Consider the following 20,471-nt stretch of genomic DNA (forward strand, 5'->3'; position numbering starts at 1 on the left):
CCCAATCAGGCGGAGGGGGTTTGTTGTTTTCCGGCAAAGGTGGAAAGCATGGGGTACGCACGAATCGTGTTCGACCGTTGGGGCGACCGCTACGCGGATCGCATCGCCAATGTCCGCTCAAGCGCTGTCCGCGATCTGTTCGCGGCAGCTTCTCGGCCCGACATGATCTCGTTCTCGGGAGGCATGCCGGCGGTTTCGCTGGTGCCATCCACCGCCGTGGCTGCGGCCGCGCGCGAAGCAATCATTCACGAGGGAGCCTCGGCGTTGCAGTACGGCGGCAGCGACGGGCGCCCACAGATCCGCACGCTCGTGGTCGACCTCATGGCCGAGATCGGCGTGCGCATCGCCCCGTCCGACATCCTGATCACGGCGGGTGCTCAGCAGGCCCTCGATCTGCTCGCGAAGACGTTCCTGAACCCCGGCGACGTCATCATCACCGAGGGGCCCACCTACGTTGGCGCACTGCAGGCGTTCTCGGCATACCAGCCCGAGATTCGCACCGTGTCGCTCGACGCGGATGGCATGCGTACCGACGATCTCGAGACGCTGCTGCACGAACTCGGCCCGCGCGGCGCGAAGTTCATCTACACGATCCCCAACTTCCAGAATCCGGGCGGAGTCACCATGTCGCCGGAGCGGCGTCGGCGGCTTCTGGAACTCGCGCGCGAGTATGATATACCGGTGATCGAGGATGACCCGTACGGGCGCCTGCGTTTTGACGGCGGCCACATGAAGCCGCTGCGCTCGCTTGACGATGAGGTCATCTATCTCGGCACGTTCTCGAAGATCTTCGCTCCGGGTCTTCGCCTTGGCTGGGTCATCGCGCCCAAGCCGATACTGGCGAAGGTTCTTCTGGTGAAGCAGGCGGCCGATTTGTGCGGGTCCAACTTCGCTCAGGTCACGGCCGAGCGCTACTTTCAGGGCACTCGCTGGCGCAGGGTGCTCAAGGAGCTGACGCGTACGTATGCCGAGCGTCGTGACGCGATGCTGGCTGCGCTCGAGGAGCATTTTCCGCCTGAGGCGCGCTGGTCCAAGCCCGACGGCGGCTTCTTCGTGTGGATCGAGCTGCCCGCGTTCGTGGACTGCTCCATGCTCCTCGCCGAGGCGGTCGAACGCGGCGTGACCTACGCCCCCGGTGACGGATTCTATCCCGACGGTCGTGGCAAGAACTGCATGCGGCTCGCGTTTTGTTACGCCGAGCCGGAGGCCATCGCCGAGGGAGTGCGCCGGCTGGCCGAGGTGCTTGAAGACAGACTTGAGCTGTACCGGGCGTTTATCGCCGCCGGTGCATTGACGACACGTGAGGAGGGGGCGGCATGAAAGCGAAGATCGCGGTCCTGATGGGTGGGCGTTCGCTTGAGCGCGAGGTGTCACTTGCGAGCGGCCGGCGGGTGAGCGATGCCCTCACGGCGGCCGGCTACCGCGTATTGCCGCTCGACGTCACCGCCGACCTCGTGCAGACGCTTCGCAGCGAGCGGCCCGATGCCGCCTACATCGCGCTGCATGGCAAGTACGGCGAGGACGGCACCATCCAGGAACTGCTCGAGTTTCTCGGCGTGCCGTACACGGGCCCGGGGGTTGTGGCGAGTGCGCTGGCGTGGGACAAATCCGTCGCGAAGCACCTCTTCGTCGAGCGCGGCATCCCCACGCCCGCATGGATCACGCTGACCTCCGACGCGTTCAAGGACATGGGTGCCGCCACGGCGCTCGATCTCATCCCCGAGGTGCTCGGCGGCTTTCCTGTTGCGGTGAAGCCGGGTCGGCAGGGGTCGGCATTGGGCCTGCGCCGAGTTGACTCCGCCGATGGACTCGTCGATGCGCTGCTCGAGGCGCTCAGCTACGACACTTCGGCGGTCGTCGAACGCTGGATCGAAGGCACCGAACTCGCGGTGTCGGTGCTGGGCGAAGGTCCGGACGCGAAGGTGCTGCCCGCCGTCGAGATCGTACCCCTGGGAAGCCTCTACGACTTCTCGGCGCGCGTGACCCCCGGCGAAGCCGACTTCTTCGTTCCGGCGCGTATTTCGCCCGACTCGGCCCGTCTTGCCGAGAAGATCGCGCGCGACGTGCACGTCGCGTTGGGCTGCCGCGACGTGAGCCGCGTTGACATGGTGATCGACGAGACGGGCCGCGCGTTCGTGCTCGAATGCAACACGTCGCCGGGCATGACTGAGACCTCACTGCTGCCGATGGCGGCCGAGGCGTTGGGGCTGACATTCCAGGAAGTTGTATCGGGATTGGTCGAATCTGCTCTCGCTCGCCCAGAATCGGGTACATAGGACAACGCGGGGCAAGGCGAGAAGGATACTCTTCAGTTTTGCGCTATCATAAGGGTTCGCATCGAACATGGAGGTGCTTTCGAATGCATGGACACAGGCGCGGATGCTCGGGGGTCGGATCGTTCATCGTCGGTGGAATCGTGGGCGCGGTTCTCGGCCTGCTCTTCGCGCCGCACTCAGGTGTGGAGACTCGCCAAATGATCGTGGACCGGGCAAGCGACTACTGGGGCGAAGCGGGAGATCTCTATGCCGTCGGCCTAGGCAAGGTTGAGGACGCTGTCGAAACCGGCAAGCACGCTGCGGTCGAGAAGAGCGAAGAACTGCGCACCGTTATCGATGAAGCGCGCGTGAGGCTGCAGGAGCAGGTCGCGAAGTCTGCCGAGGTCGCCAAAGACCGCATTGCCGAGAACACTCCCGTGGTCAAGGATGTTGTCGACAAGGCTGCCGGCGCTGCCAAAGAGGGCGTCGAGACCGTTTCCGAGAAAGCACAGGAGACGCTGGAGGCTGTCGCCAAAGCAGCCCATTCAGCTGGGGCCGATACACCGGAAAGCACACCGAAGGCTTAGCCCGTTTTCGTCTTGCGTGGTACGCTAGGAACCGGTCCTTCTCTATTGTCGAGGGCCGGTTCTGCCTTTCGAAAGGTAAGAGACACGTGCGATCGCTTCGAGAAGTCGATCATCATTCCGTGTACGGCGACAAACACAAGCGCACCGGCACGCGCAAGCGTATCGGGCGTGTCGTCGATGTGCTGTTTCATCCCACGGAGGCGAGGGTGGTCGGGTTCCTCGTCGCACGTCCCGACCTGCTTTTCCTGATTCGTCGCCGAGACGTGATCGTGGCGCTTGACCGGACCCGGATTCTTGAGGACCGCGTCCTTGTCGATGGCGCCGCTGCATGGGACAAGCCGGCGGCCAAGCGCTTGGGGATCGATTGGGAGAAGAGCGTCATCTGGATGGGCATGCCCGTGAAAACCGAGTCGGGCCAGGTTCTCGGCGCGGTTCGTGACGGCGTGTTTGACCCTGACGACGGGCACCTGAACGGCCTTGGCGTCACACAGGGCATGACCGCCGATGTCGCCTTGGGCGTGGTGGACATGCCGGCTGCATACGTGAATGGTTGGGACGGCTCGGCTGTCGTGGTCAAGGAAGACGCACTTTCCATCCAAGTCAGTGGCGGAGCGGCCAGCGCGGCCGGCCGCGGCGTTGCGGTGGCGGGCGCGGCAGCGGCCAAGACTGTGGATGCCACCAAGAAGGTGGTCGGCACGGCTGCGGCGTACACTAAGTCCGCGGTGAAGGTCGCCGCCAAGAGCAAGACGGCCAAGAAGACCGGCAAGTTCCTGAGGTCGATCACCAAACAGGTCATCGACGCGGCCGGGCTTCCTGACGACAAGAAGAAGTAGCCGGTTCGAACTAGGATCCTTGGCAGGCGGAGATGGCGCGCAGACTTCGACCTCTTTCAACTGAAGACCTCGGCTTGCTTCCAGCAGGCTGCGGCGGCTGCGCTTTCTGGGAAAGCGCCGGCGAACGCGAGCGCCGCTGCGGCTCGACCTGCGACGTTGACCTGCAGCACGCATGGCATCGCCGGGTTACCGACGAGTGGGGAGACTGCGGTCGGGTCGCCTACGAGGACGACGAGATTCTCGGCTTCGTGAAGTACGCGCCGAGCAGGTACTTCCCTCAGGCTTCCGTGTTTCATGCCGCGCCGAGTGACCCTTCGGTGCCGATCATCACATGCCTGCACATCTCGCCGGATGCCCGGCACCGGGGGCTCGGGACCGTACTGCTTCGGGCCGCCTTGCGTGACCTCGTTTCGAGGGGCGAGCGCCGCGTCGAGGCCTTCGCGTTCACGGACGTGGCGGCGAGACTTGACGACATGCCCATGCCGTCGATGCAGTTCCTCGCGCGAAATGGTTTCCGGGTCTCGAAGGCCGACCCGCTGTATCCTCTATTGAAGCTCGACTTGCGCTCTCTCGTGATGTGGCAGGACAACCTCGAATCGGTGCTCGAATCGTTGCTGTTTCCGCTGCGCGCACCCAAGCGGGCGCCGGCATCGTGGATTGACGAAGGGTAGCGGATGGCGAACGGATCGAGGAAGTCCGGCTCGGCTGAGCGGGTACGCGCGTTTCTCGCCGAGAGGGGACTGGACGACGGGCTCTTCGAGTTCGAACAGCCGACGAAGACCGCCCAGCAGGCGGCCGACGCGATGGGCTGCGAGCTTGGCCAGATCGTGAAGTCGCTGGTGTTCGTGGTCGACGATCGGCCGGTTGTGGCGCTCGTAGCCGGTGACCGTCGAGGAGATGCCGCCGCGATCGCCGAGCTGCTCGGCGGCTCTGACGCGCGTTTCGCCGATGCCGAGACCGTGCGGTCGGCGACAGGGTACGCCATCGGCGGAGTGTCGCCGTTCGATTTGCCCGCGGGACTTCCACTGTTGGCAGATGATTCGCTTTCACGATTCGAGATCGTGTACCCGGCCGCGGGGACGCCCAGTTCCATGGTCAGGATGCGCCTTGAGGAGTTGCTCGCGCTCTGCGGTGCACAAGTCGAACGGATCTCGGCATAAGTGGAGGGAAGCGGCAGTGCTCTCGCAGCGCGCATGAAGTTCCGCCGAGTCGGGCTGATCATACTGTCCGCACTGGTCGTGACGGCCGTGTGCGGCTTGGCTGTCTGGAATCTGCTGCGTCCCGTCTCCGTAGTCATCGACGGCACGCCCCGCACGGTCCCGGCAAGGACCACGGTCAGCAAGCTAATCGAGGCAGGATACGTTGCCGAGGCCGGCTCGCTGCGCTCGGTGAAAGGGAATGTCATCACTCCCGGAGCAGGGAAGCCGCCGGTAGTGCGAATCCACGGTGTTCCGGCGAAGAGCGACAGCTGCGTCCGCAACGGCGACGTGATCGAGAGCGAGCGTGGCGAGGACATCACGGAGCCCCTCGCCAACGTCGAAGTCCCCATCCCGGTCACTACGGTGGTCGAGGGAACCGGTCCCATAGTACGTGTCGTGCCGGGCAGTCCAGGCAAGGCGAAGCTTGCCATAGGCATCTACACGCGCGAGGTCGCCTCGACGATCACGGTTGAGCCTGTCCGAAACACGACGATCCTGCACTCGCCGCCGACCTCGGCCGACAAGCTGGTGGCGCTTACGTTTGACGACGGCCCATGGCCAGGGCAGACCGACAAGATCCTCGATATCCTCGCACAGAAGCAGGTCCATGCGACGTTCTTCATGGTTGGAACATATGTTCAGAAGTCACCGGGCCTGGCCCTACGGGTCGCCGCCGAGGGGAATCAGATCGGCAATCACACGAGCGGCCATCCGGATCTCTCGAAGCAGCCTGCGGCTGCCATCCAATCCCAGCTTGTCGGCGGCCAGCAGGCCATCGAGAACGCAACCGGTGTGCATGCCACGGCTTTTCGACCGCCCTACCGCGGGGTCAACGCCACGGTGCGGCAGCAGGCTGCGGCATTGGGGCTGAGCGTCGTGCTGTGGGACGTCGACACGCTCGACTGGAGCAGGCCCGGCGTGAACCGTATCGTGAGCAATGCCACCGCGAACACCGGGCAGCGGATGGTGATCCTGATGCATGACGGTGGAGGCGACCGTAGCCAGACGATCGCAGCCCTTCCGACGATCATCGACGCGCTTGCCGCGCGAGGGTACACGTTCGTCACGGTCGATGAGCTGCTGAGCGTCCAGTAGCGACGCGCTTGGTCGCCAGCTCCGGCAGCGCGGACAGCACGCGGGCGAGTAGATTCAGGGCTTCAGGCACCCCAGCGGCACAACCAGTACGCCGTCATCACGCCTGTATGCGGCCTGCGTTCCGGTGAGCACCATCAGGAAAGACGGCGCACCCATCTTCGCCGTGTCCACTCTGTCTTTCAGCGCGAGCAGATGTCTGGCAGCCTCATCGATTCCGGCGTTGCCGAGTTTGATCTCCACAGGGGCCCATTTCCCATCACGCAACACGATGACGGCATCGGCTTCTAAATCAGTCTTGTCGCGATAGTGGAATATGTCACCGTCGATTGACGCGGCGTACACGCGGAGATCTCGGACGCACAAGGACTCGAAGAGCAAACCGAAGAGCTCAAAGTCCTGCAGCAACCTTTCCGGTGCGATTCGCAGTGTCGCTGCGGCGATCGAGGGATCTACGAAGTGTCGTGTGGGACTCGTCCTGATAGCTGTCTTCGAGCGTAGCGCGGGATTCCACGCTTCTAGGTCCTCGATTACATAGGCTCGGGCGAGGGCGTCGATGTAGTCGATCACTGTGTTGGGAGCAAGGGCGCCTTCGTCTTCCTGCATGTCGGCTCTGATGGTGGCGATGCTCGCCTGTGATGCGACGTTGCGTGCGTAGGAGCGTATAAGCCTGCGCACGCGAGTGGCGTTTCGAGAAACGCCATCGATGCGGGAGATATCAGAGTTGACCAGACCATCGACGTAGTTGTATGCATGCCTCAAAGCGGATTGTGCATCGGTCTCAAGCACGGCCTTGGGCCAACCGCCGCGGCAGATCACGAACGCGATGTCCCGGACTGTGAGTCCCGACATAGCCCCGATACCCTGTGAGCCCTCGAACAACGTCGAAAGCGAAACGGTACTGTTTGATTCCCCTGATTCGAACAGCGCCATCGTGCGCATAACCAAGGTTGATATCCGCCCTATGCCCGAATGGGCTGGTTGGACGGTGGGTACGGACGAGCCTGTCAGGATGAAACGGCCAGGCTCACCGCTACGATCGACTGCGAAGCGAACGGCATCCCACAGCTGCGGTGCCATCTGCCATTCGTCGATGAGGCGAGGGGAATTCCCTTCGAGGAGAAGCGACGGCTGCATGTCGGCAAGTGCTAGGAGGTCGGCGCTTCGGTCGGGATCTTGCATGTATACCTGACTCGCGGAATGTCGCTCAGCGGTCGATGTCTTTCCGCACCACCTGGGACCCTTGATCTGGACGGCCCCTGATGTTCTCAACAGGGTAGCCAGTTCGCCGTCGGCGATACGCGGCAGATACGTTATCCTGTCAGCCATCAAATACTCCCTAGCAAACTGAGTATGCTGCCATAATAGCACAAGTAAGCAATATGGACACTATAAACTAACAAATTCGGACTACCAAGATTGACGAATTTGGAGTGACTCGGCGACAAGAGGTTACCCACTCGCGCAGTGCGGTACAGCGGTCATGCCGCAGTACCATCCTACCGCGTCGTCCTGATCACCCGCGTCGGCGTGACCACCAAGTCGACGCCTTGGTCGTGGGGCTCGGCGGGGATCTCGGTGAGGAGCTGCTCGTCGAAGACGGCGCCAATTCGGATGCATCCTGGGCGCAAGGTGGGCAGCAGCCGGTCGTAGTAGCCGCCGCCGTAACCAAGCCGCAAGCCGCAGGAGTCGTAGGCGATCGCGGGGACGATCACGGCGTCGAGGTCTTCCGGGGCGACGCGCGGAGCATCCGCTGCGGGTTCGACGAGTCCGAAGGGCCCCGAGACCAGCTCGCTTTCTCGCGCAACCGCATGTATGCCGAGGACTCCGTCAGGCTCCACCCGCGGGTAGGCGATGGTCACGCCGCGTGCGCGGAAGGCCGCAATCGCCGGGGTGAGGTCGAGTTCGGCAGGCAGCGCGGCGTACACGAGCACGACGCGCGCGGTCGCCAACTCCGGCAGCGCGGATAGCGCGCGGGCGACCAAGTCCGCAGCTGACGCGCGCGCCTCGGGGGAGAGCGCGTCGCGCACCGCGCGGGCTTGCGCGCGCAGGACGCGCTTCTCGGCGGCGGGGGAGCCGGGTGTGTTCTCGGCGGCCATCGTCAGCCTCCCATTCCGAGCGCCTGCATCACCAAGAGGGCGATGGTCAGGCCGATCACGACCAGCACCGTCGTCCAGCCGATGACATTGTAGATCCGCCCGTTGACGTAGCTGCCCATGATCCGGCGGTCGTTGGCGAGCACCATCATGAAGATGAGCAGGAAGGGCAGCAGAATGCCACCGATCGCTTGCGAGAACACCATGATCGCGATGAGGTTCAAGTTTGGCAGCAGCACGAACGCCGCACCGAACACGATCACGAACGTGTAGATGCCGTTGAAGACGGGCGCTTCCTTCCACGTACGGTCGACGCCGCGCTCGAATCCGAACGCCTCGGTCACCGCGTACGAAGCGGTCAGCGGCAGCACGCACGCCGCAAGAAGAGACGCGCCGAGCAGCCCGATGGCGAACAGGACCGACGCGTACTGGCCGGCCACCGGTGCGAGCGCTCGGGCGGCCTCCTCGGCGGAGGTTATGGAGATGCCGTTCTTGAAGAGCACGGTGCCGGTGGTCAGGATGATGCACCACGCTACGAAGCACGCCGCGATCGAACCAACGTAGACGTCAATCCTCTGGTGGGGAAGATCCTCTACGGTCAGGCCCTTGTCGACGACGTTGGCCTGCGCGAAGAACTGCATCCACGGTGCGATCGTCGTGCCGATCGCCGCGATCACAAGCAGCACGAACCCGGGCGTCCCAATGAAGTGGGGGATGACGGTGGCATGAGCCACGTCCCCCCATACCGGCTTGCCGAGAAACGCTGCCGCGACATAGGTGAGGAAGACTGCCGACAGCGCGAGGAAGACCTTCTCGACCCGGCGGTAGCTGCCGCGAACGACGAGCAGCCACACCGCTGCAGCAGCTACGGGGACGGCTACGAAACGCGGTACGCCGAGGATCTCGGCGGCGGCAGCGACGCCGGCGAACTCGGAGACGCTGGTGGCGGCGTTGCTGAACAGCAGCGCCATCATCGCGAACAGCGTCAGGCGCACGCCAAACCGCTCGCGGATCAGCGCCGCGAAGCCTTTGCCGGTGACCAAGCCCATGCGGGTCGCCATCTCCTGCACGATCACGAGGGCGACCGTCATGATCGGCACCAGCCACAGCGTCGCGTATCCAAAGCTCGCACCCGCGACCGAGTACGTAGAGATGCCGCCGGCGTCGTTACCTGCAGAGGCGGTTATGATGCCCGGCCCCATGGCGGCAAGCAGCGCCAGCAGGCGCCCCCGCTTCTTGACGGTGTCGGTGACGGCGAAGCTCTTCATCTGGGCCCTATGCTCCGGCGGTGGCGAGTACAATGCCGCCCGCCAGCGTCAGTGCCAAGAACACCACGGCCGCCAGAACCATCATGGCGATGCTCATCGTGGTGCCGGACACGCGCATGTCGGCTTCCATACGACGACGACTGTAGTGCGTGACGCCGACAGACGCGAGTAGCACGAGCCAGATCGAGATCCCCATGATCGCGCCAAGCACAGTAGCGCCAAGCGGTTCGCCTAACGCGAGGTCCGCAACCGCGAACACGACGCTGCCCGCAATGATGCCGAGCAGCAACCCGAAGGCGCCGTCGTTGAGCAGGTGCCGGCCGAGGCTCATGCGCTCCGAGGCTTCGGACTCCTCGATCATGGTTGCGATCGCCCGCTGCGCGGCGTCCTCGGCGATGCGGAGTACGATCGGCAGGAGGGCGAGGGCGGGCAGCATCAGCTGCACACCGCCGCCGAGTCCCGAGAGATGTGGGGAGAGCCTGATGACAGCCACTGCGGCGACCGCCCAGATTGCGATCCACCAACTGCGACGCAGGAACCAGCCGGCCATGCCCATCGAGAGGCCGCGTGCGCCGGAGGAGCCGGTCGCGATCGCGAGGTCCTCATCGGCCTCCTCTTCGAGGACGTCGAGCGCGTCGTCGACGGTGACGGCGCCGAGCAGTTTGCCGGTCTCGTCGATGACCGGCATCGCGAGGAGATTGTACTTGCTCATGTATTCGGCGACGGTTTCCTGGTCGTCATCGACGTGCGCGGTGAACAGCTCGCGCGTGACAATGTCGGAGACCAGTGTGGTCGGTTCGGCCAGCAGGAGGTCGCGCAGCGAGACGGCGCCGGTGAGGTGTCGGCCGGCGGTGACGACGTAGATGTAGTAGATGCTCTCATGCTCGCCTGCTTCGGCGCGCAGTTGGGCGAGGACCTCGGCGACGGTCATCTCCTCAGCAACGGTGGTGACCTCGGGGGTCATGATGCCGCCGGCCGTCTTCTCCTTGTAGCCGAGCAGCCCGCGGATCGCGCTCGACTCCTCCACGCCCATGAGGCGCAGCAACTTCTCGGCTTTGTCGTAGGGCAGGTCGCCGATGATGTCGGCGGCGTCGTCCGGGTCCATCTCGGCGAGCAGGGCCGAGGCGCGGCGCTCGGAGAGGTCGTCGATGACGTCGGCCTGCAGTTCGTCTTCGAGCTCGGAGATCGTATCGGCGGCCTGCTCGTTGTCGAGGTGCTCGAAGACCTTCGCGCGCTGCGTGGGGTTGAGCTTCTCGATGATGTCCGCGACGTCGGCAGGGTGCAACTCGTGCAGGCGCTTGTGCGTGATCGACAGCTTGACCTGCGAGAGGTCGCGGTCGAGCAGGTCCATGTAGTTCCACGCGATCAGGTTCTCGCGCAGCTCGCCGCCGAACGCTTTCACGACCGCCGAGACAGCGTTCTCGAGCACCGGAGAGATGCCGCGCAGCAGTCCGCGCGCGCCCACCTCGGCGCCGAGAAGACGCAGCTGGTTGCGGGATTCGGAGAGCTTGAGGTCGTTGACGCGCACGACCTTCATGCCCTGCGTGTCGACGATCTGCTTGTTGAGCAGGTCGCGGTGCAGCAGCACCTCGTCAGGCTGCAGATAGCTGAAGCGGATCTCGTTCGCGGGCACGTTCAGAGTGATCCGCTCGCCGTCGAACTCCTCGACGAACTTGCGCCACGACAGCATGAACGGCGTTCGATCAGGACCCTTGAACGCGAGCGACGTCACACGGGGAAAGACCTCGCCCGTGGCGATCGCGATATCGTTGATTGTACCGATGGCGGTGCCTGTGGCATCCACAACCGGCTTGCCCAGCATCTGGGAAAGGTAGATCACGGCGGTTCTCCCTCTATTGCGGTCCCCTCAAAGGGCCGCCGAGGGAAGACTCGGTTGGCGCCTGAGAGGGTCTACGGACTGTGTGGTTTCACGAAGACCCTTGTCTTTCGGCTACAGGACTTGGCGGCAACAAAAAGCCCCTGCGTCTTTGTAGACGAGGGGCGGCGGCTTATGCGCTTTCACGCAAAGAGAACATGGGCGAAGTACAGGCCTCAGGTCCTCACCGCTCACATCCCTCGTTGTTGGATTAGGCACTGCTCGACGTAGGGCGCGCGACGCGTGGTGTCGTCGACGCAGCGGGAAACGCCCCGCCTCTACGAACCCAGCCACCTTAGCCTTCGCCTTAAGCCGGCGAGGGCTGTTCTACCCATTGGCGTCTCTCGACATTTCCGGGCAGTGGCCTGTGTTCGAGCAGGAGCCGCACCATAACGGACGGAGCAGACTCTCTCTTGCTGTCAAAGTTTGGACCGCGTTTCCGCAGGTGCCAAGCACAGGTCAGAGTACACCGTGAGAGGGCGCAGGGCAAGAGGAGGGGGAGAGGGAGACGGATTCGAACGGCTTCTGGCGCGTCACGCTTGCAGCAGCTGCTCTCTGAACTCGCTGAGCAACTCGATCAGTTCGGCGTGGCTGCGAACCTCGTTCACGCGGCCGCGTACGTAGGCAGCGCCCGGCATGCCGTGCACGTACCACGCGACGTGCTTGCGCATGCGGATGAATGCGCGCTCGCCGCCAAACTGGAGAAGCGCCTCGGCGTGTTCGATCGCCATGTCGATGCGTTCCAGAGCGGTGGGCGGAGCGATTTCGACGCCGGCGTCGAGAAGCGCGCGGGCTTCTCGGAAGATCCAGGGGTTGCCCTGCGCGCCGCGCGCGACCCTGACGGCGTCGACGCCGGTGCGCTCCAGCATCGCCTTCGCATCGGCCGCCGAGAACACGTCGCCGCTGCCGATGACGGGGATGTCCACGGCCGCCTTGACCGCCGCGATGATGTCCCAGTCGGCTTCGCCGTGGTAGAACTGCTCGCGCGTGCGGCCGTGGACCGTGACCACCGAAGCGCCGGCCTCCTGCATGGCGAGCGCGTACTCGACGGCGTTGACCGTGTCATCGTCCCAGCCCTTGCGGAACTTCGCCGAGACCGGCACGCCGCACGCGGCTACGACCTGCCGCACGATCTCTGCAGCGAGATCAGGAGTACGCATGAGGCCGCTACCCTCGCCCTTGGAGACGACCTTGGAGACCGGGCAGCCCATGTTGATGTCGATCAGCGCAATGTTCGCGCCGTGGCGTTCGATGATTGCGTGAGCCTGCTCGGCCATCCTCCGCGGATTGGCGCCAAAGAGCTGCACCGCGCACGGCGTCTCATCCGGCGAGATCGCCAGCAGCTGGCGCGAGATCGCCGAGTCGGGGTTGTAGTGCAGGCCCGTCGCGCTGACCATCTCGGTGAACGTGAGTCCGGCGCCCATGCGCTTGCAGATGCCGCGGAACGGCGCCTCGGTGATTCCGGCCATGGGGCCGAGAACCACGTTGCCGGCGGCGAGCAGCGTGCGAATGTCGGTGGGGGAAGTCATGGGGCGATGATACCGTGAGATCGATCGCTGCGTGTTGGTCAGCTGGTGGGCTGGGCGAATCCCGGACGGAAACAAAATCTTAATAACGCCTTCCGCTATTAAGAAATACGCCCCAACTCTTAATAGCGTTCCCTTCGCGCACGACCGTCACCGACCGGCACACTACATGTCAACCCGATGAGTCTCAGTCTCAGCGGGGCCGTACAGATCCTTGACATTGTCGTTGTCGGGAGTCCGACCGACCGAGCGCTCACATCAGACAGCGAAGGGCGTAGCAGAAGCCTACATCGCCAACTGTCGCCTCAGCGCCCCCGCTACGATCACATCGCGCTTGAGGCCCTTCTCGGCGCAATAGGCGTTGAAAGCCTCAAGGGTCGCTGAGTCGAGCGCCAGCGCGGGGGTCTCGGTAAGCGGGCCGTCCATCAGCGGCAGCGCATCGCGCATCATGGCGACGCGATCGTCGGGTTCGGCGGCCAGGATCGAGGCGAGCGCGGTGTTGACGGCGGCCGAAATCCGCTCGGCATCACCAAGCGCAGAGAGACGGGTCACGACAGGCTCGGGCAACCGGAACGAAGTAAGGTCGGTGGTCATGAAGGCGTCTCGGCCGAGGATTCGCGGTTATCCGCACGCTCTTCTGCAGGGATTTTCGCACGGCCGGTGAAAAGTCCAAGCACCAGCAACACGATCAATACCGCGAGTATGACCAGTTGTGGGGCGTTTGAGCCAAGGATCTCGGGGAACTGTGCCGCGTAGTAGGCGAAGACTGCAACGTCGCCGAGAACGACGGCGAGCAAGAATCCCGCTACAAACGTCGTCAAGTTCGTTCGCGAACCTATCGACACGATCAACAACGCTACGCCGGCCAGCAGGAGCATGACCGTGAGCTGATGCCACGAGATTGCTGTGCTCGTCCGCACAAGTTGGGTCAACGTGGAACCCTGAACCTCCGCGATCACACCCTGTTCGCCCCAGGCTGCATGCGCGAAGCCGAATGCGACGGTGAGAACGCCCGCAGAAAGCAGGTACCAATTGAGGCGCTGCGAGTGCACCTTCTTTGCTGGCTTTGCGGGGGACTGCGGTTCAGTCTCGTTCAATGCTGCCATCTCCAATCCGTTATCGATGTCTCGACGCGCGCACGTCAGCCGCGCGGTCGCCGCGTATGCTTCACAGTGCTGAAATTGCCGAACAGCTTGTACAGAAGACAGAACCCGGTCACAGCGGTGAAGATCAGAATGGCCCCGATCACGTAGAGGATGATCGCCAGCGTGGTTCCCAGAAAGACCAGGTAACCTATCGCGATCGCCAGTACGCCAACGATGGCACGAATGACGCGATCGGTAGTGGACTCGTTTACCTTCACGGTGGTGTCCTTTCGAGTGATGCAGGGACCGTTGATTCTATATACCCCTCTTGCCTCGGACATCGTTGGGGCAAAAGGGGACCGCCATCAGTTGGCGAATCCTCGGCCTGCGCTTATGGTGTACAAAGCACGACCGCAACGGCCGAGAGGACATCAATCAATGCGCACCGACATCGTTCTGACCTTGACTGGGACCGACCGCGTGGGCATCGTCGAGGAAGTCACGCGCGTGCTGCTCGATCTCGGCGGCAATGTCGGCACAAGCCGCATGGCACGGCTCGGCGGCGAATTCGCCATTCTCGCGTTGGTGTCGTTGCCAAAGGCGAGTCTCGGCAAGCTCGATTCTGCTTTCGCGCACATCTCGGCGCAAGGCTACAAGGTCACAGTCTCAGAGACCGCACCTGCCGTTGCCTATGAAGGTTGGGCGGGGTACCGCGTCGTCGTGAGCGGCGCCGATCACGAAGGAATCGTCTACGGAATCGCATCCGGCCTCTCGTCGAGCGGCATCACCATCGAGTCCGCGGAGACGAGCACTGTCCAGGCCTCTGTCACGGGGACGCCGCTGTTCACGATGGTGGCGAGCATCCTCGTCCCGCCCTCGCTTGCCGAGACCGACTGGATGTCTGCGCTCGAGGACGCCGCGCAAGACGCGAACGTCGACGTCGAGGTTTCGATCGCGGATCGTGGGTAGCGCTTCATGGCATCGCTCGCATTCGACAGAGTTGACCTGACGTACGAGGGCACCGGCCGAGCCGTGCACGCCCTCGACGCATTGTCGCTCGAAGTCGCCGAGGGCGAGCCGGTTGCCATCATCGGGCCGAGCGGGTGCGGCAAGTCAACCCTGTTGCTGCTCGCTGCGGGGCTGCTTCAGCCCGACCGGGGGAGCGTGCGCGTGGGTGGCGAAGCGGCCCTGCGGCCGCGGCGCCAGACGGCGCTCATCCTGCAAGACTTCGGCCTGCTGCCGTGGAAGACGGTCGAGCGCAATGCGGCTCTCGGACTCAAGCTGCGGGGTGTTGCGCGCGAGGAGGTGCGCAGCCGGACGGCTGCAGCGCTCGAGCGCGTGGGTCTCGGCGATTTTGCGCATGCATACCCGGGGGAGCTTTCCGGCGGGATGCGTCAGCGTCTGGCGCTCGCGCGGGCGATCGCGCTTGAGGCCGACGTGCTGCTGATGGATGAGCCGCTCTCGGCGCTCGATGCGCTGACGCGGGAGGACCTGCAGGACTTCCTGCTGGAGCTGTGGCTTAGGCGCGGGCACACGCAGGTGCTCGTCACGCACTCGATTGAAGAGGCGGTGTTTCTGGGAAGGCGGGTCGTGGTGATGACGCCGCGCCCCGGGCGGGTGGCTGCGATCGTCGACAATCCGGGCATGGGCGGCGACGGGTATCGGGCGAGCGAGGAGTTTCACGCGACCGCCACGCGGCTGCGCGGGATCCTGGCCGCCGAGGGCGCCGTGCACGCGGGCGGGGGTGCGCTGTGAGCGGCTTGCTGCGCAAGGTGCTGGGCTACGCGGGCGCGACTGTCGTGCTGCTGCTCGGGTGGGCTGCGCTAGCTGCGGTCGTGGCTTCGCTGGCGCTACCGGGGCCGGTGATCGCGATCGAGGCGTTCTCGGCCGAGCTCGGCACGCTGTGGCCGCACACGCTGATCAGCCTGTGGCGCGTGATGTCGGCGATGGCGATCGGCACGGTGCTGGCGGTGCCGCTGGGGCTTGTGTTGGGCCGAGCGCCGCGCGCGGACGCGGTGGCCGCGCCGCTGATCTTTCTCACGTATCCGATTCCCAAGATCGTTTTTCTGCCGGTGCTGCTGGTGCTGTTCGGGCTGGCCGACGCGCCCAAGATCATCCTCATCGCGATCATCGTGTTCTTCCAGATTCTTGTGACGGCGCGCGACGCCGCAAAAGCGGTGCCCGAGGCGAGCGTGCTTTCCGTGCGTTCGCTGGGCGGAACCCGGCTGGACGTATACCGGCACGTGGTGGTTCCCGCCGCTCTGCCAGAGGTCTTCACGGCACTGCGCATCGGCATGGGGACCGCGATTGCGGTGCTCTTCATCGCCGAGTCGATCGCCGGCACCAACGGCTTGGGATACTTCATCGTGGACTCGTGGGGCCGCATCGACTATCCGGGCATGTTTGCCGGCATCATCGCGATGGCGCTTCTGGGTGTGGTGCTCTACGAAGCGCTCGACCTTCTGGAAGCGCGGATGACGCGCTGGAGGCGCGCGGCGAGGTAGGTTCCAAATGCCCTTTGGCACCATGAAGCTGCGTAAACCGCCTGTGAAACAGAAGGGGCTACCCTGCGTTTATGGGATTCTGGTACGTGATAGCGCGCGATCTTCGGACACATATGGCATTGCCGTGCCTTGTGTGTCAGAGGCGCCACAGAGCGGGCACGAACTACGCTGGCGCAGACATGCATGCGCGAGCGCGGGAAGGGTGTCTTTGCTCCCAGAAGCGGCGGTTCGAAGGCGAAGCCGGGTCCGGAGGCGGCCAACATGGGCATTAGGGTGGGGGAATCAGGCTCGGAGCACGTCAGCGGTTCCTGCGCCAAGTCTTCTTGGCGCCTATTGATGACGGTCGTGGGAGGGGGTGCGGCGCAGTTGCGAGAGGATCGTCTGCAACGCTGCTTGGGTGATCACCCTGCTGTAGATCCCCCGTCTTGGTATGTTTTGACGAAGGTCAGAAGGTCCTGCTTGGCATGGATGTCCAATTTGGCGTAGAGGTGTTTCGCATGAGTCTGAACTGTGCTCCGAGCCAAATGGAGTTCGCCTGCTATAAAGGGGACGCTTCTGCCCTGCGCAAGCAGTGCGAGGATCTCCGATTCTCGTGATGAGAGGCCATAGCGAGCCGACAATTCAGCGCAAACGGATGCAGATGCATCTTCGAGGTGGCCATTTGCCCTGCTCACCTTCAAGAAGGACCATGTGCTGAAAAGGTCTCCTTCCTTCAGAATGAAGATGGTCATCAGTACCAGGACATAAACGAATGGAAGCGAGATTGCGGTCAACACTTCAGGTGAGAGGTCGGTTCTCTCGGAAAGCGTGACTCCGATTGCTGTGCCAACAAGCATGGAGAACCACGAGAGAAGCCCGCCCCAGCCAAATACTCGCGCCGGTCTCAGCCGGAAGCTGAATGACAAGTCGGACATCAAGGTCCAGAACAAGATAAAGAAGTACAGCCAACCTGCCAAGACTACTGCATTCGCGAGGAGCGCGAATCGAGGCCCAAGGAAGGGGAGAGCCAAGAAAGCGGCGATTACGAATGGTAAGACCGGACGATAGCTCAGGTGGGGGACTCTGCTACCCGAGAAGACGAGTGCGCCGATCAGCATAACCAAAGCGATGATTCCGCTCGCAAGGATCGCGAGACGATTCCCTGCGTCGAAGAGAGAAATGTCTACGGGTACTGCAAGCCGCGGCATGAGACCTTGTGCGAGCCCGAAGATCCCGATGCTCATTGCGAGTTGCCAAGGCAAAGGGAACGAGGTCCGGTCGGGCGTCTGGTCGGGGGGCGCCTCCGGCCGCAGCGCACGTGAACTCGCGGACAAAGCAACGGCAGACAGCAGCGGCAATATCGAGGTCACGACAGTGGCCGCTATAGGGGACAGGTATGAAATGAGGAGGTACCCGATGCAGCCAATGGACACGGAGGCTGGGGTGAACACCCGCGCGCGTTTAGTCCCGACCGATGCGTATACCTCGCCCCACATGACGAGAAAGAAGATCTGCGCTGTGCCTGAGAGCACCGCCCCGGCAATTGCCAAGACGCCGGCTTGACGTTCTCCTAGGTACGAGACCGCAGTGAGCACGATTCCCGTGCTCGCGAACAGGGGTGCCCCCCAGATGACCGAGCGCTTTCGGTTGAAGCGGATGAGTCTCGAAGCCAAGTATATCGAGGCGAGTGCCGCGACTACTCCGGCGCCCAAACTCCACATCTGGAGAGTATTGATTTGGCTGGTGGACGGCTGCGGCGAGAGCAGAGCTGCGGAGCTGTTGTACTGGACGAACCACCACGACAACAGAAGCCCGAATCCAAGAAGATAAAGCGGAGGGGTCTCCCTTGAGGCCGACTCAGTGCGCCCGTGTCTGTGGGCGAGATACGGCGCCATTGGCCTCTCCTGTTCTTCACACTTCTTGAGAATCATTCCAGACGTTCGCGGACACCCAAGCATATTCCGCGCCGACTGCTCGCAGGGATTCTCCATATTGTCTCACAATGATCGACCAATGCCACGTCGAAGCCTTCCATTGCCGAGATACCCATCATTTGGGGGATGCTCCCGGGCTTCGATTGCTCAACGACCCATCATTTGGGGTACCTCTCCCGATTTCAGATCTGTCGAATACCCTGCAATTGTGGGTTTCGGGCGCAAGATCGAGACGCCTATGCTCTCCGCGGCGCCTTGGAGGCCGTTGTTCTCGCAAGCTTGGAGCCGGCATTTCGGGGGTGAATCACGATGATCGGCTGAGACGATGGGAGTGGTGTGTCGACGAAGACTAGAGATCGAGATTGATCAGCAAGAAGGTGTGAAGAGGGATCAACCAACGAGAAGGCATGAAGAAGGAGACAAGGATGAAGAGTAAGAGCGAGGTATCCCGCAGGGATTTCCTCAAGGAAGCCGCAATTGTCGGTGCCGGTTTGGCATCGGTCGGCGCTCTGGCGGCGTGTTCCAACGTGGGCGGAGTACCCTCAACCGATAGTATCAAGTGGGATAAAGAGGTCGACACAGTGGTGGCTGGTTCGGGCGGAGGGGGCTGGGCCGCTCTGGCAGCGAATGACAAAGGCGACAGGGTGCTCCTTGTCGAGAAGGCCATCGTCTTTGGGGGTACTTCCGCGATCTCAGGAGGAGGCCTCTTTATTCCGGAGAATTACGCTCAGAAGGCGCAGGGTATAGAGGACAATCGTGCGGACGTTCTGAAGTTCTTAAGCCAGGTGACCGAGGGTAAAGCGTCGGAAGAACTCACGACGTCCTATCTGGACAACGGGCCCAAGTTTCTAGAATGGAGTCGGGACACGTATGGTTTTGTGTGGCTGGTGGCTATGGGGGGCAAGTACTATCAGTCCTACTACGACCTCCCGGGCTACCGCCCAAGCGGTCGCCCTGTCCTTATCGATGACGTCAAGAGCTTCAAGGCGATCACAGGCGAAGACGTCGAGCCGACCTTGCCGGTCTCAATTCCAACATGGAAACTGGTGAAGTATCTGTGCGACAAGCATGGCGTTGAGACAATGCTCGAAACCGAGGCAAAGAGACTAATCCAGGATGACAGTGGCGCCGTGATCGGTCTAGTGGCACAGACTGGCGGAGCGGAGATCAAGATCAAAGCCAAGAAGGTCATCTTGGCGACCGGCGGCTTCGATCACAACTACGCCATGCGCACAGCTTTCCTGCCCGTTCGCATGTATAACAGCATGCTTGTCAAGACCGATACGGGTGACGGTCACCGAATGGGGATGGAGATAGGAGCGTCTTTGGCCAACATGTCGAGCTACTACGGCATAGCTGCCTATCTCTCGAAGGAGCTTTCGGCCACAGAAATCCAGAATGATCAGTTCCTCCTGTGCGACTTTGCCTTCTACCGCGGCAAGCCGGGTGCGGTTGTTGTCAACAAACTCGGACGTCGAGTCGGAAACGAGTCGGCGGCCTATCACGTGTTCAATCGTTCACTCGAGGCATGGAACTCGGGCACATTCGAACGGCAGATCCCTGCTTTCACCATCATGGATGCCACTTATGCGAAGTACTACCCCCTGCCAGGAGGAGTGAAGGTCGGCGATGTGCCGAGCTTCGTGACGAAGGCAGATACGCTCGATGAGCTGGCTGCCAAACTCGGAATCGATGCGGCTGGGCTGACGGCCGAACTCGCCGAGTTCAATGTGAATGCAGCCAAGGGAGTGGATCCAGTCTGGCAGCGAGGTCAGCACTTCTTTGATCTGTCGACAACCGCCACCATGGTGGACGCTGGGTTGGATACCTCCAACAGGACCGATCTCAAGAACCCCTGTCTTGCGCCGGTCGCAACGCCACCGTTCTACGGGGTTGCCATCTACCCAGGATCGCTTGGGTCGTCTGGTGGGCTCAATACTAACGGCAATGCTCAGGTCATCGACGTGAACGGTTCGGTCATCCCAGGACTCTACGCTGTTGGGTGTACCGCTGCCAGTCCGTTCGGTTCTGCCTATCCTGGCGGTGGTTCTTGTGTCGGGCCCACATGCGTGATGGGCTGGGTGGCAGGTTCGCACAAGGCATAGGTCTGCAAAGCAGTCGTGAACGCAACCCCTGCGGATCATGGAATCCGCGGGGGTTCCTCACGTAGGTCTAATCGGCGAGAGATACTAGTCTCGCCTCCGATCCACTATTGCCTCGCCTGGTCCAAAGGGAAG

20 protein-coding genes are annotated in these 20,471 nt (G+C 62.9%); 11 read left to right on the forward strand and 9 right to left on the reverse strand.

Annotated elements, in window-relative coordinates:
• Window positions 1–48 precede the first annotated feature (48 nt).
• The 7 genes from HGA39_06590 (at window position 49) to HGA39_06620 (ending at window position 5,969) form a co-directional block, all read left to right on the forward strand.
• A complete protein-coding gene (locus HGA39_06590) occupies window positions 49–1,320 on the forward strand; it encodes a PLP-dependent aminotransferase family protein (GenBank protein NTW29011.1) in 1,272 nt (423 codons plus the stop codon).
• Complete coding sequence (locus HGA39_06595) at window positions 1,317–2,276, forward strand: D-alanine--D-alanine ligase (protein NTW29012.1); 960 nt, start codon at window positions 1,317–1,319, stop codon at window positions 2,274–2,276. The genes HGA39_06590 and HGA39_06595 overlap by 4 nt, the downstream gene beginning before the upstream one ends.
• An 83-nt stretch (window positions 2,277–2,359) precedes the next feature.
• Complete coding sequence (locus HGA39_06600) at window positions 2,360–2,842, forward strand: YtxH domain-containing protein (protein NTW29013.1); 483 nt, start codon at window positions 2,360–2,362, stop codon at window positions 2,840–2,842.
• 86 nt (window positions 2,843–2,928) lie between these two features.
• Window positions 2,929–3,675 carry a hypothetical protein gene (locus tag HGA39_06605; protein NTW29014.1) on the forward strand — a complete coding sequence of 249 codons (747 nt, stop codon included), beginning with the start codon at window positions 2,929–2,931 and terminating at the stop codon, window positions 3,673–3,675.
• A 74-nt stretch (window positions 3,676–3,749) separates the two neighbouring features.
• A complete protein-coding gene (locus HGA39_06610) occupies window positions 3,750–4,346 on the forward strand; it encodes a GNAT family N-acetyltransferase (protein ID NTW29015.1) in 597 nt (198 codons plus the stop codon).
• 3 nt (window positions 4,347–4,349) lie between these two features.
• Window positions 4,350–4,835: a YbaK/EbsC family protein gene (locus HGA39_06615; protein ID NTW29016.1), complete on the forward strand. Its 486-nt coding sequence runs from the start codon at window positions 4,350–4,352 to the stop codon at window positions 4,833–4,835.
• Complete coding sequence (locus tag HGA39_06620; protein ID NTW29017.1) at window positions 4,836–5,969, forward strand: polysaccharide deacetylase family protein; 1,134 nt, start codon at window positions 4,836–4,838, stop codon at window positions 5,967–5,969.
• 54 nt (window positions 5,970–6,023) lie between these two features.
• On the opposite strand, the gene HGA39_06625 is transcribed toward HGA39_06620, so the two are convergent.
• The 8 genes from HGA39_06625 to HGA39_06660 all read right to left on the reverse strand — a co-directional run bounded on the left by HGA39_06625 (window position 6,024) and on the right by HGA39_06660 (window position 14,095).
• Window positions 6,024–7,295 (reverse strand): ATP-binding protein, encoded by a 1,272-nt coding sequence (locus tag HGA39_06625; protein ID NTW29018.1) that lies wholly within the window; start codon window positions 7,293–7,295, stop codon window positions 6,024–6,026.
• Between the two features lie 170 nt (window positions 7,296–7,465).
• A complete protein-coding gene (locus HGA39_06630; protein ID NTW29019.1) occupies window positions 7,466–8,065 on the reverse strand; it encodes a 5-formyltetrahydrofolate cyclo-ligase in 600 nt (199 codons plus the stop codon).
• 2 nt (window positions 8,066–8,067) lie between these two features.
• The gene (locus HGA39_06635; protein NTW29020.1) at window positions 8,068–9,330 is read right to left on the reverse strand and encodes an Nramp family divalent metal transporter; all 1,263 of its coding nucleotides are present in this window, start codon (window positions 9,328–9,330) and stop codon (window positions 8,068–8,070) included.
• A 7-nt stretch (window positions 9,331–9,337) separates the two neighbouring features.
• Complete coding sequence (locus HGA39_06640) at window positions 9,338–11,170, reverse strand: CBS domain-containing protein (protein NTW29021.1); 1,833 nt, start codon at window positions 11,168–11,170, stop codon at window positions 9,338–9,340.
• A 569-nt stretch (window positions 11,171–11,739) separates the two neighbouring features.
• The gene (gene dusB, locus HGA39_06645) at window positions 11,740–12,735 is read right to left on the reverse strand and encodes a tRNA dihydrouridine synthase DusB (protein ID NTW29022.1); all 996 of its coding nucleotides are present in this window, start codon (window positions 12,733–12,735) and stop codon (window positions 11,740–11,742) included.
• Between the two features lie 282 nt (window positions 12,736–13,017).
• Window positions 13,018–13,326, reverse strand: coding sequence for a hypothetical protein (locus tag HGA39_06650; GenBank protein NTW29023.1), 309 nt, complete (start codon window positions 13,324–13,326; stop codon window positions 13,018–13,020).
• Window positions 13,323–13,829, reverse strand: coding sequence for a hypothetical protein (locus HGA39_06655; GenBank protein NTW29024.1), 507 nt, complete (start codon window positions 13,827–13,829; stop codon window positions 13,323–13,325). The genes HGA39_06650 and HGA39_06655 overlap by 4 nt, the downstream gene beginning before the upstream one ends.
• Before the next feature lie 44 nt (window positions 13,830–13,873).
• Window positions 13,874–14,095: a DUF2892 domain-containing protein gene (locus HGA39_06660; protein NTW29025.1), complete on the reverse strand. Its 222-nt coding sequence runs from the start codon at window positions 14,093–14,095 to the stop codon at window positions 13,874–13,876.
• A gap of 160 nt (window positions 14,096–14,255) precedes the next feature.
• Here HGA39_06660 and HGA39_06665 point away from each other — a divergent pair, with 160 nt between their 5' ends.
• The 3 genes from HGA39_06665 to HGA39_06675 are packed head-to-tail and all read left to right on the forward strand — an operon-like array spanning window position 14,256 to window position 16,321.
• Window positions 14,256–14,786: a transcriptional regulator gene (locus tag HGA39_06665; protein NTW29026.1), complete on the forward strand. Its 531-nt coding sequence runs from the start codon at window positions 14,256–14,258 to the stop codon at window positions 14,784–14,786.
• Between the two features lie 6 nt (window positions 14,787–14,792).
• Complete coding sequence (locus HGA39_06670; GenBank protein ID NTW29027.1) at window positions 14,793–15,572, forward strand: ABC transporter ATP-binding protein; 780 nt, start codon at window positions 14,793–14,795, stop codon at window positions 15,570–15,572.
• Between the two features lie 8 nt (window positions 15,573–15,580).
• Window positions 15,581–16,321 (forward strand): ABC transporter permease, encoded by a 741-nt coding sequence (locus HGA39_06675; protein NTW29028.1) that lies wholly within the window; start codon window positions 15,581–15,583, stop codon window positions 16,319–16,321.
• Between the two features lie 401 nt (window positions 16,322–16,722).
• Here HGA39_06675 and HGA39_06680 read toward each other — a convergent pair whose 3' ends face one another.
• Window positions 16,723–18,195 carry a hypothetical protein gene (locus HGA39_06680; protein NTW29029.1) on the reverse strand — a complete coding sequence of 491 codons (1,473 nt, stop codon included), beginning with the start codon at window positions 18,193–18,195 and terminating at the stop codon, window positions 16,723–16,725.
• 464 nt (window positions 18,196–18,659) lie between these two features.
• Here HGA39_06680 and HGA39_06685 point away from each other — a divergent pair, with 464 nt between their 5' ends.
• Window positions 18,660–20,339 carry an FAD-binding protein gene (locus HGA39_06685; protein ID NTW29030.1) on the forward strand — a complete coding sequence of 560 codons (1,680 nt, stop codon included), beginning with the start codon at window positions 18,660–18,662 and terminating at the stop codon, window positions 20,337–20,339.
• Window positions 20,340–20,471 lie beyond the last annotated feature (132 nt).

The organism is Coriobacteriia bacterium (assembly GCA_013336165.1).
In the GTDB taxonomy this organism is placed as follows: domain Bacteria; phylum Actinomycetota; class Coriobacteriia; order Anaerosomatales; family JAAXUF01; genus JAAXUF01.

Coding starts and splice junctions, on each gene's coding strand:
- HGA39_06590 (NTW29011.1), top strand. CDS start 49: ATGGGGTACGCACGAATCGTGTTCGACCGTTGGGGCGACCGCTACGCG.
- HGA39_06595 (NTW29012.1), top strand. CDS start 1,317: ATGAAAGCGAAGATCGCGGTCCTGATGGGTGGGCGTTCGCTTGAGCGC.
- HGA39_06600 (NTW29013.1), top strand. CDS start 2,360: ATGCATGGACACAGGCGCGGATGCTCGGGGGTCGGATCGTTCATCGTC.
- HGA39_06615 (NTW29016.1), top strand. CDS start 4,350: ATGGCGAACGGATCGAGGAAGTCCGGCTCGGCTGAGCGGGTACGCGCG.
- HGA39_06625 (NTW29018.1), bottom strand. CDS start 7,295: ATGGCTGACAGGATAACGTATCTGCCGCGTATCGCCGACGGCGAACTG.
- HGA39_06630 (NTW29019.1), bottom strand. CDS start 8,065: ATGGCCGCCGAGAACACACCCGGCTCCCCCGCCGCCGAGAAGCGCGTC.
- HGA39_06635 (NTW29020.1), bottom strand. CDS start 9,330: ATGAAGAGCTTCGCCGTCACCGACACCGTCAAGAAGCGGGGGCGCCTG.
- dusB (NTW29022.1), bottom strand. CDS start 12,735: ATGACTTCCCCCACCGACATTCGCACGCTGCTCGCCGCCGGCAACGTG.
- HGA39_06650 (NTW29023.1), bottom strand. CDS start 13,326: ATGACCACCGACCTTACTTCGTTCCGGTTGCCCGAGCCTGTCGTGACC.
- HGA39_06665 (NTW29026.1), top strand. CDS start 14,256: ATGCGCACCGACATCGTTCTGACCTTGACTGGGACCGACCGCGTGGGC.
- HGA39_06670 (NTW29027.1), top strand. CDS start 14,793: ATGGCATCGCTCGCATTCGACAGAGTTGACCTGACGTACGAGGGCACC.
- HGA39_06680 (NTW29029.1), bottom strand. CDS start 18,195: ATGGCGCCGTATCTCGCCCACAGACACGGGCGCACTGAGTCGGCCTCA.
- HGA39_06685 (NTW29030.1), top strand. CDS start 18,660: ATGAAGAGTAAGAGCGAGGTATCCCGCAGGGATTTCCTCAAGGAAGCC.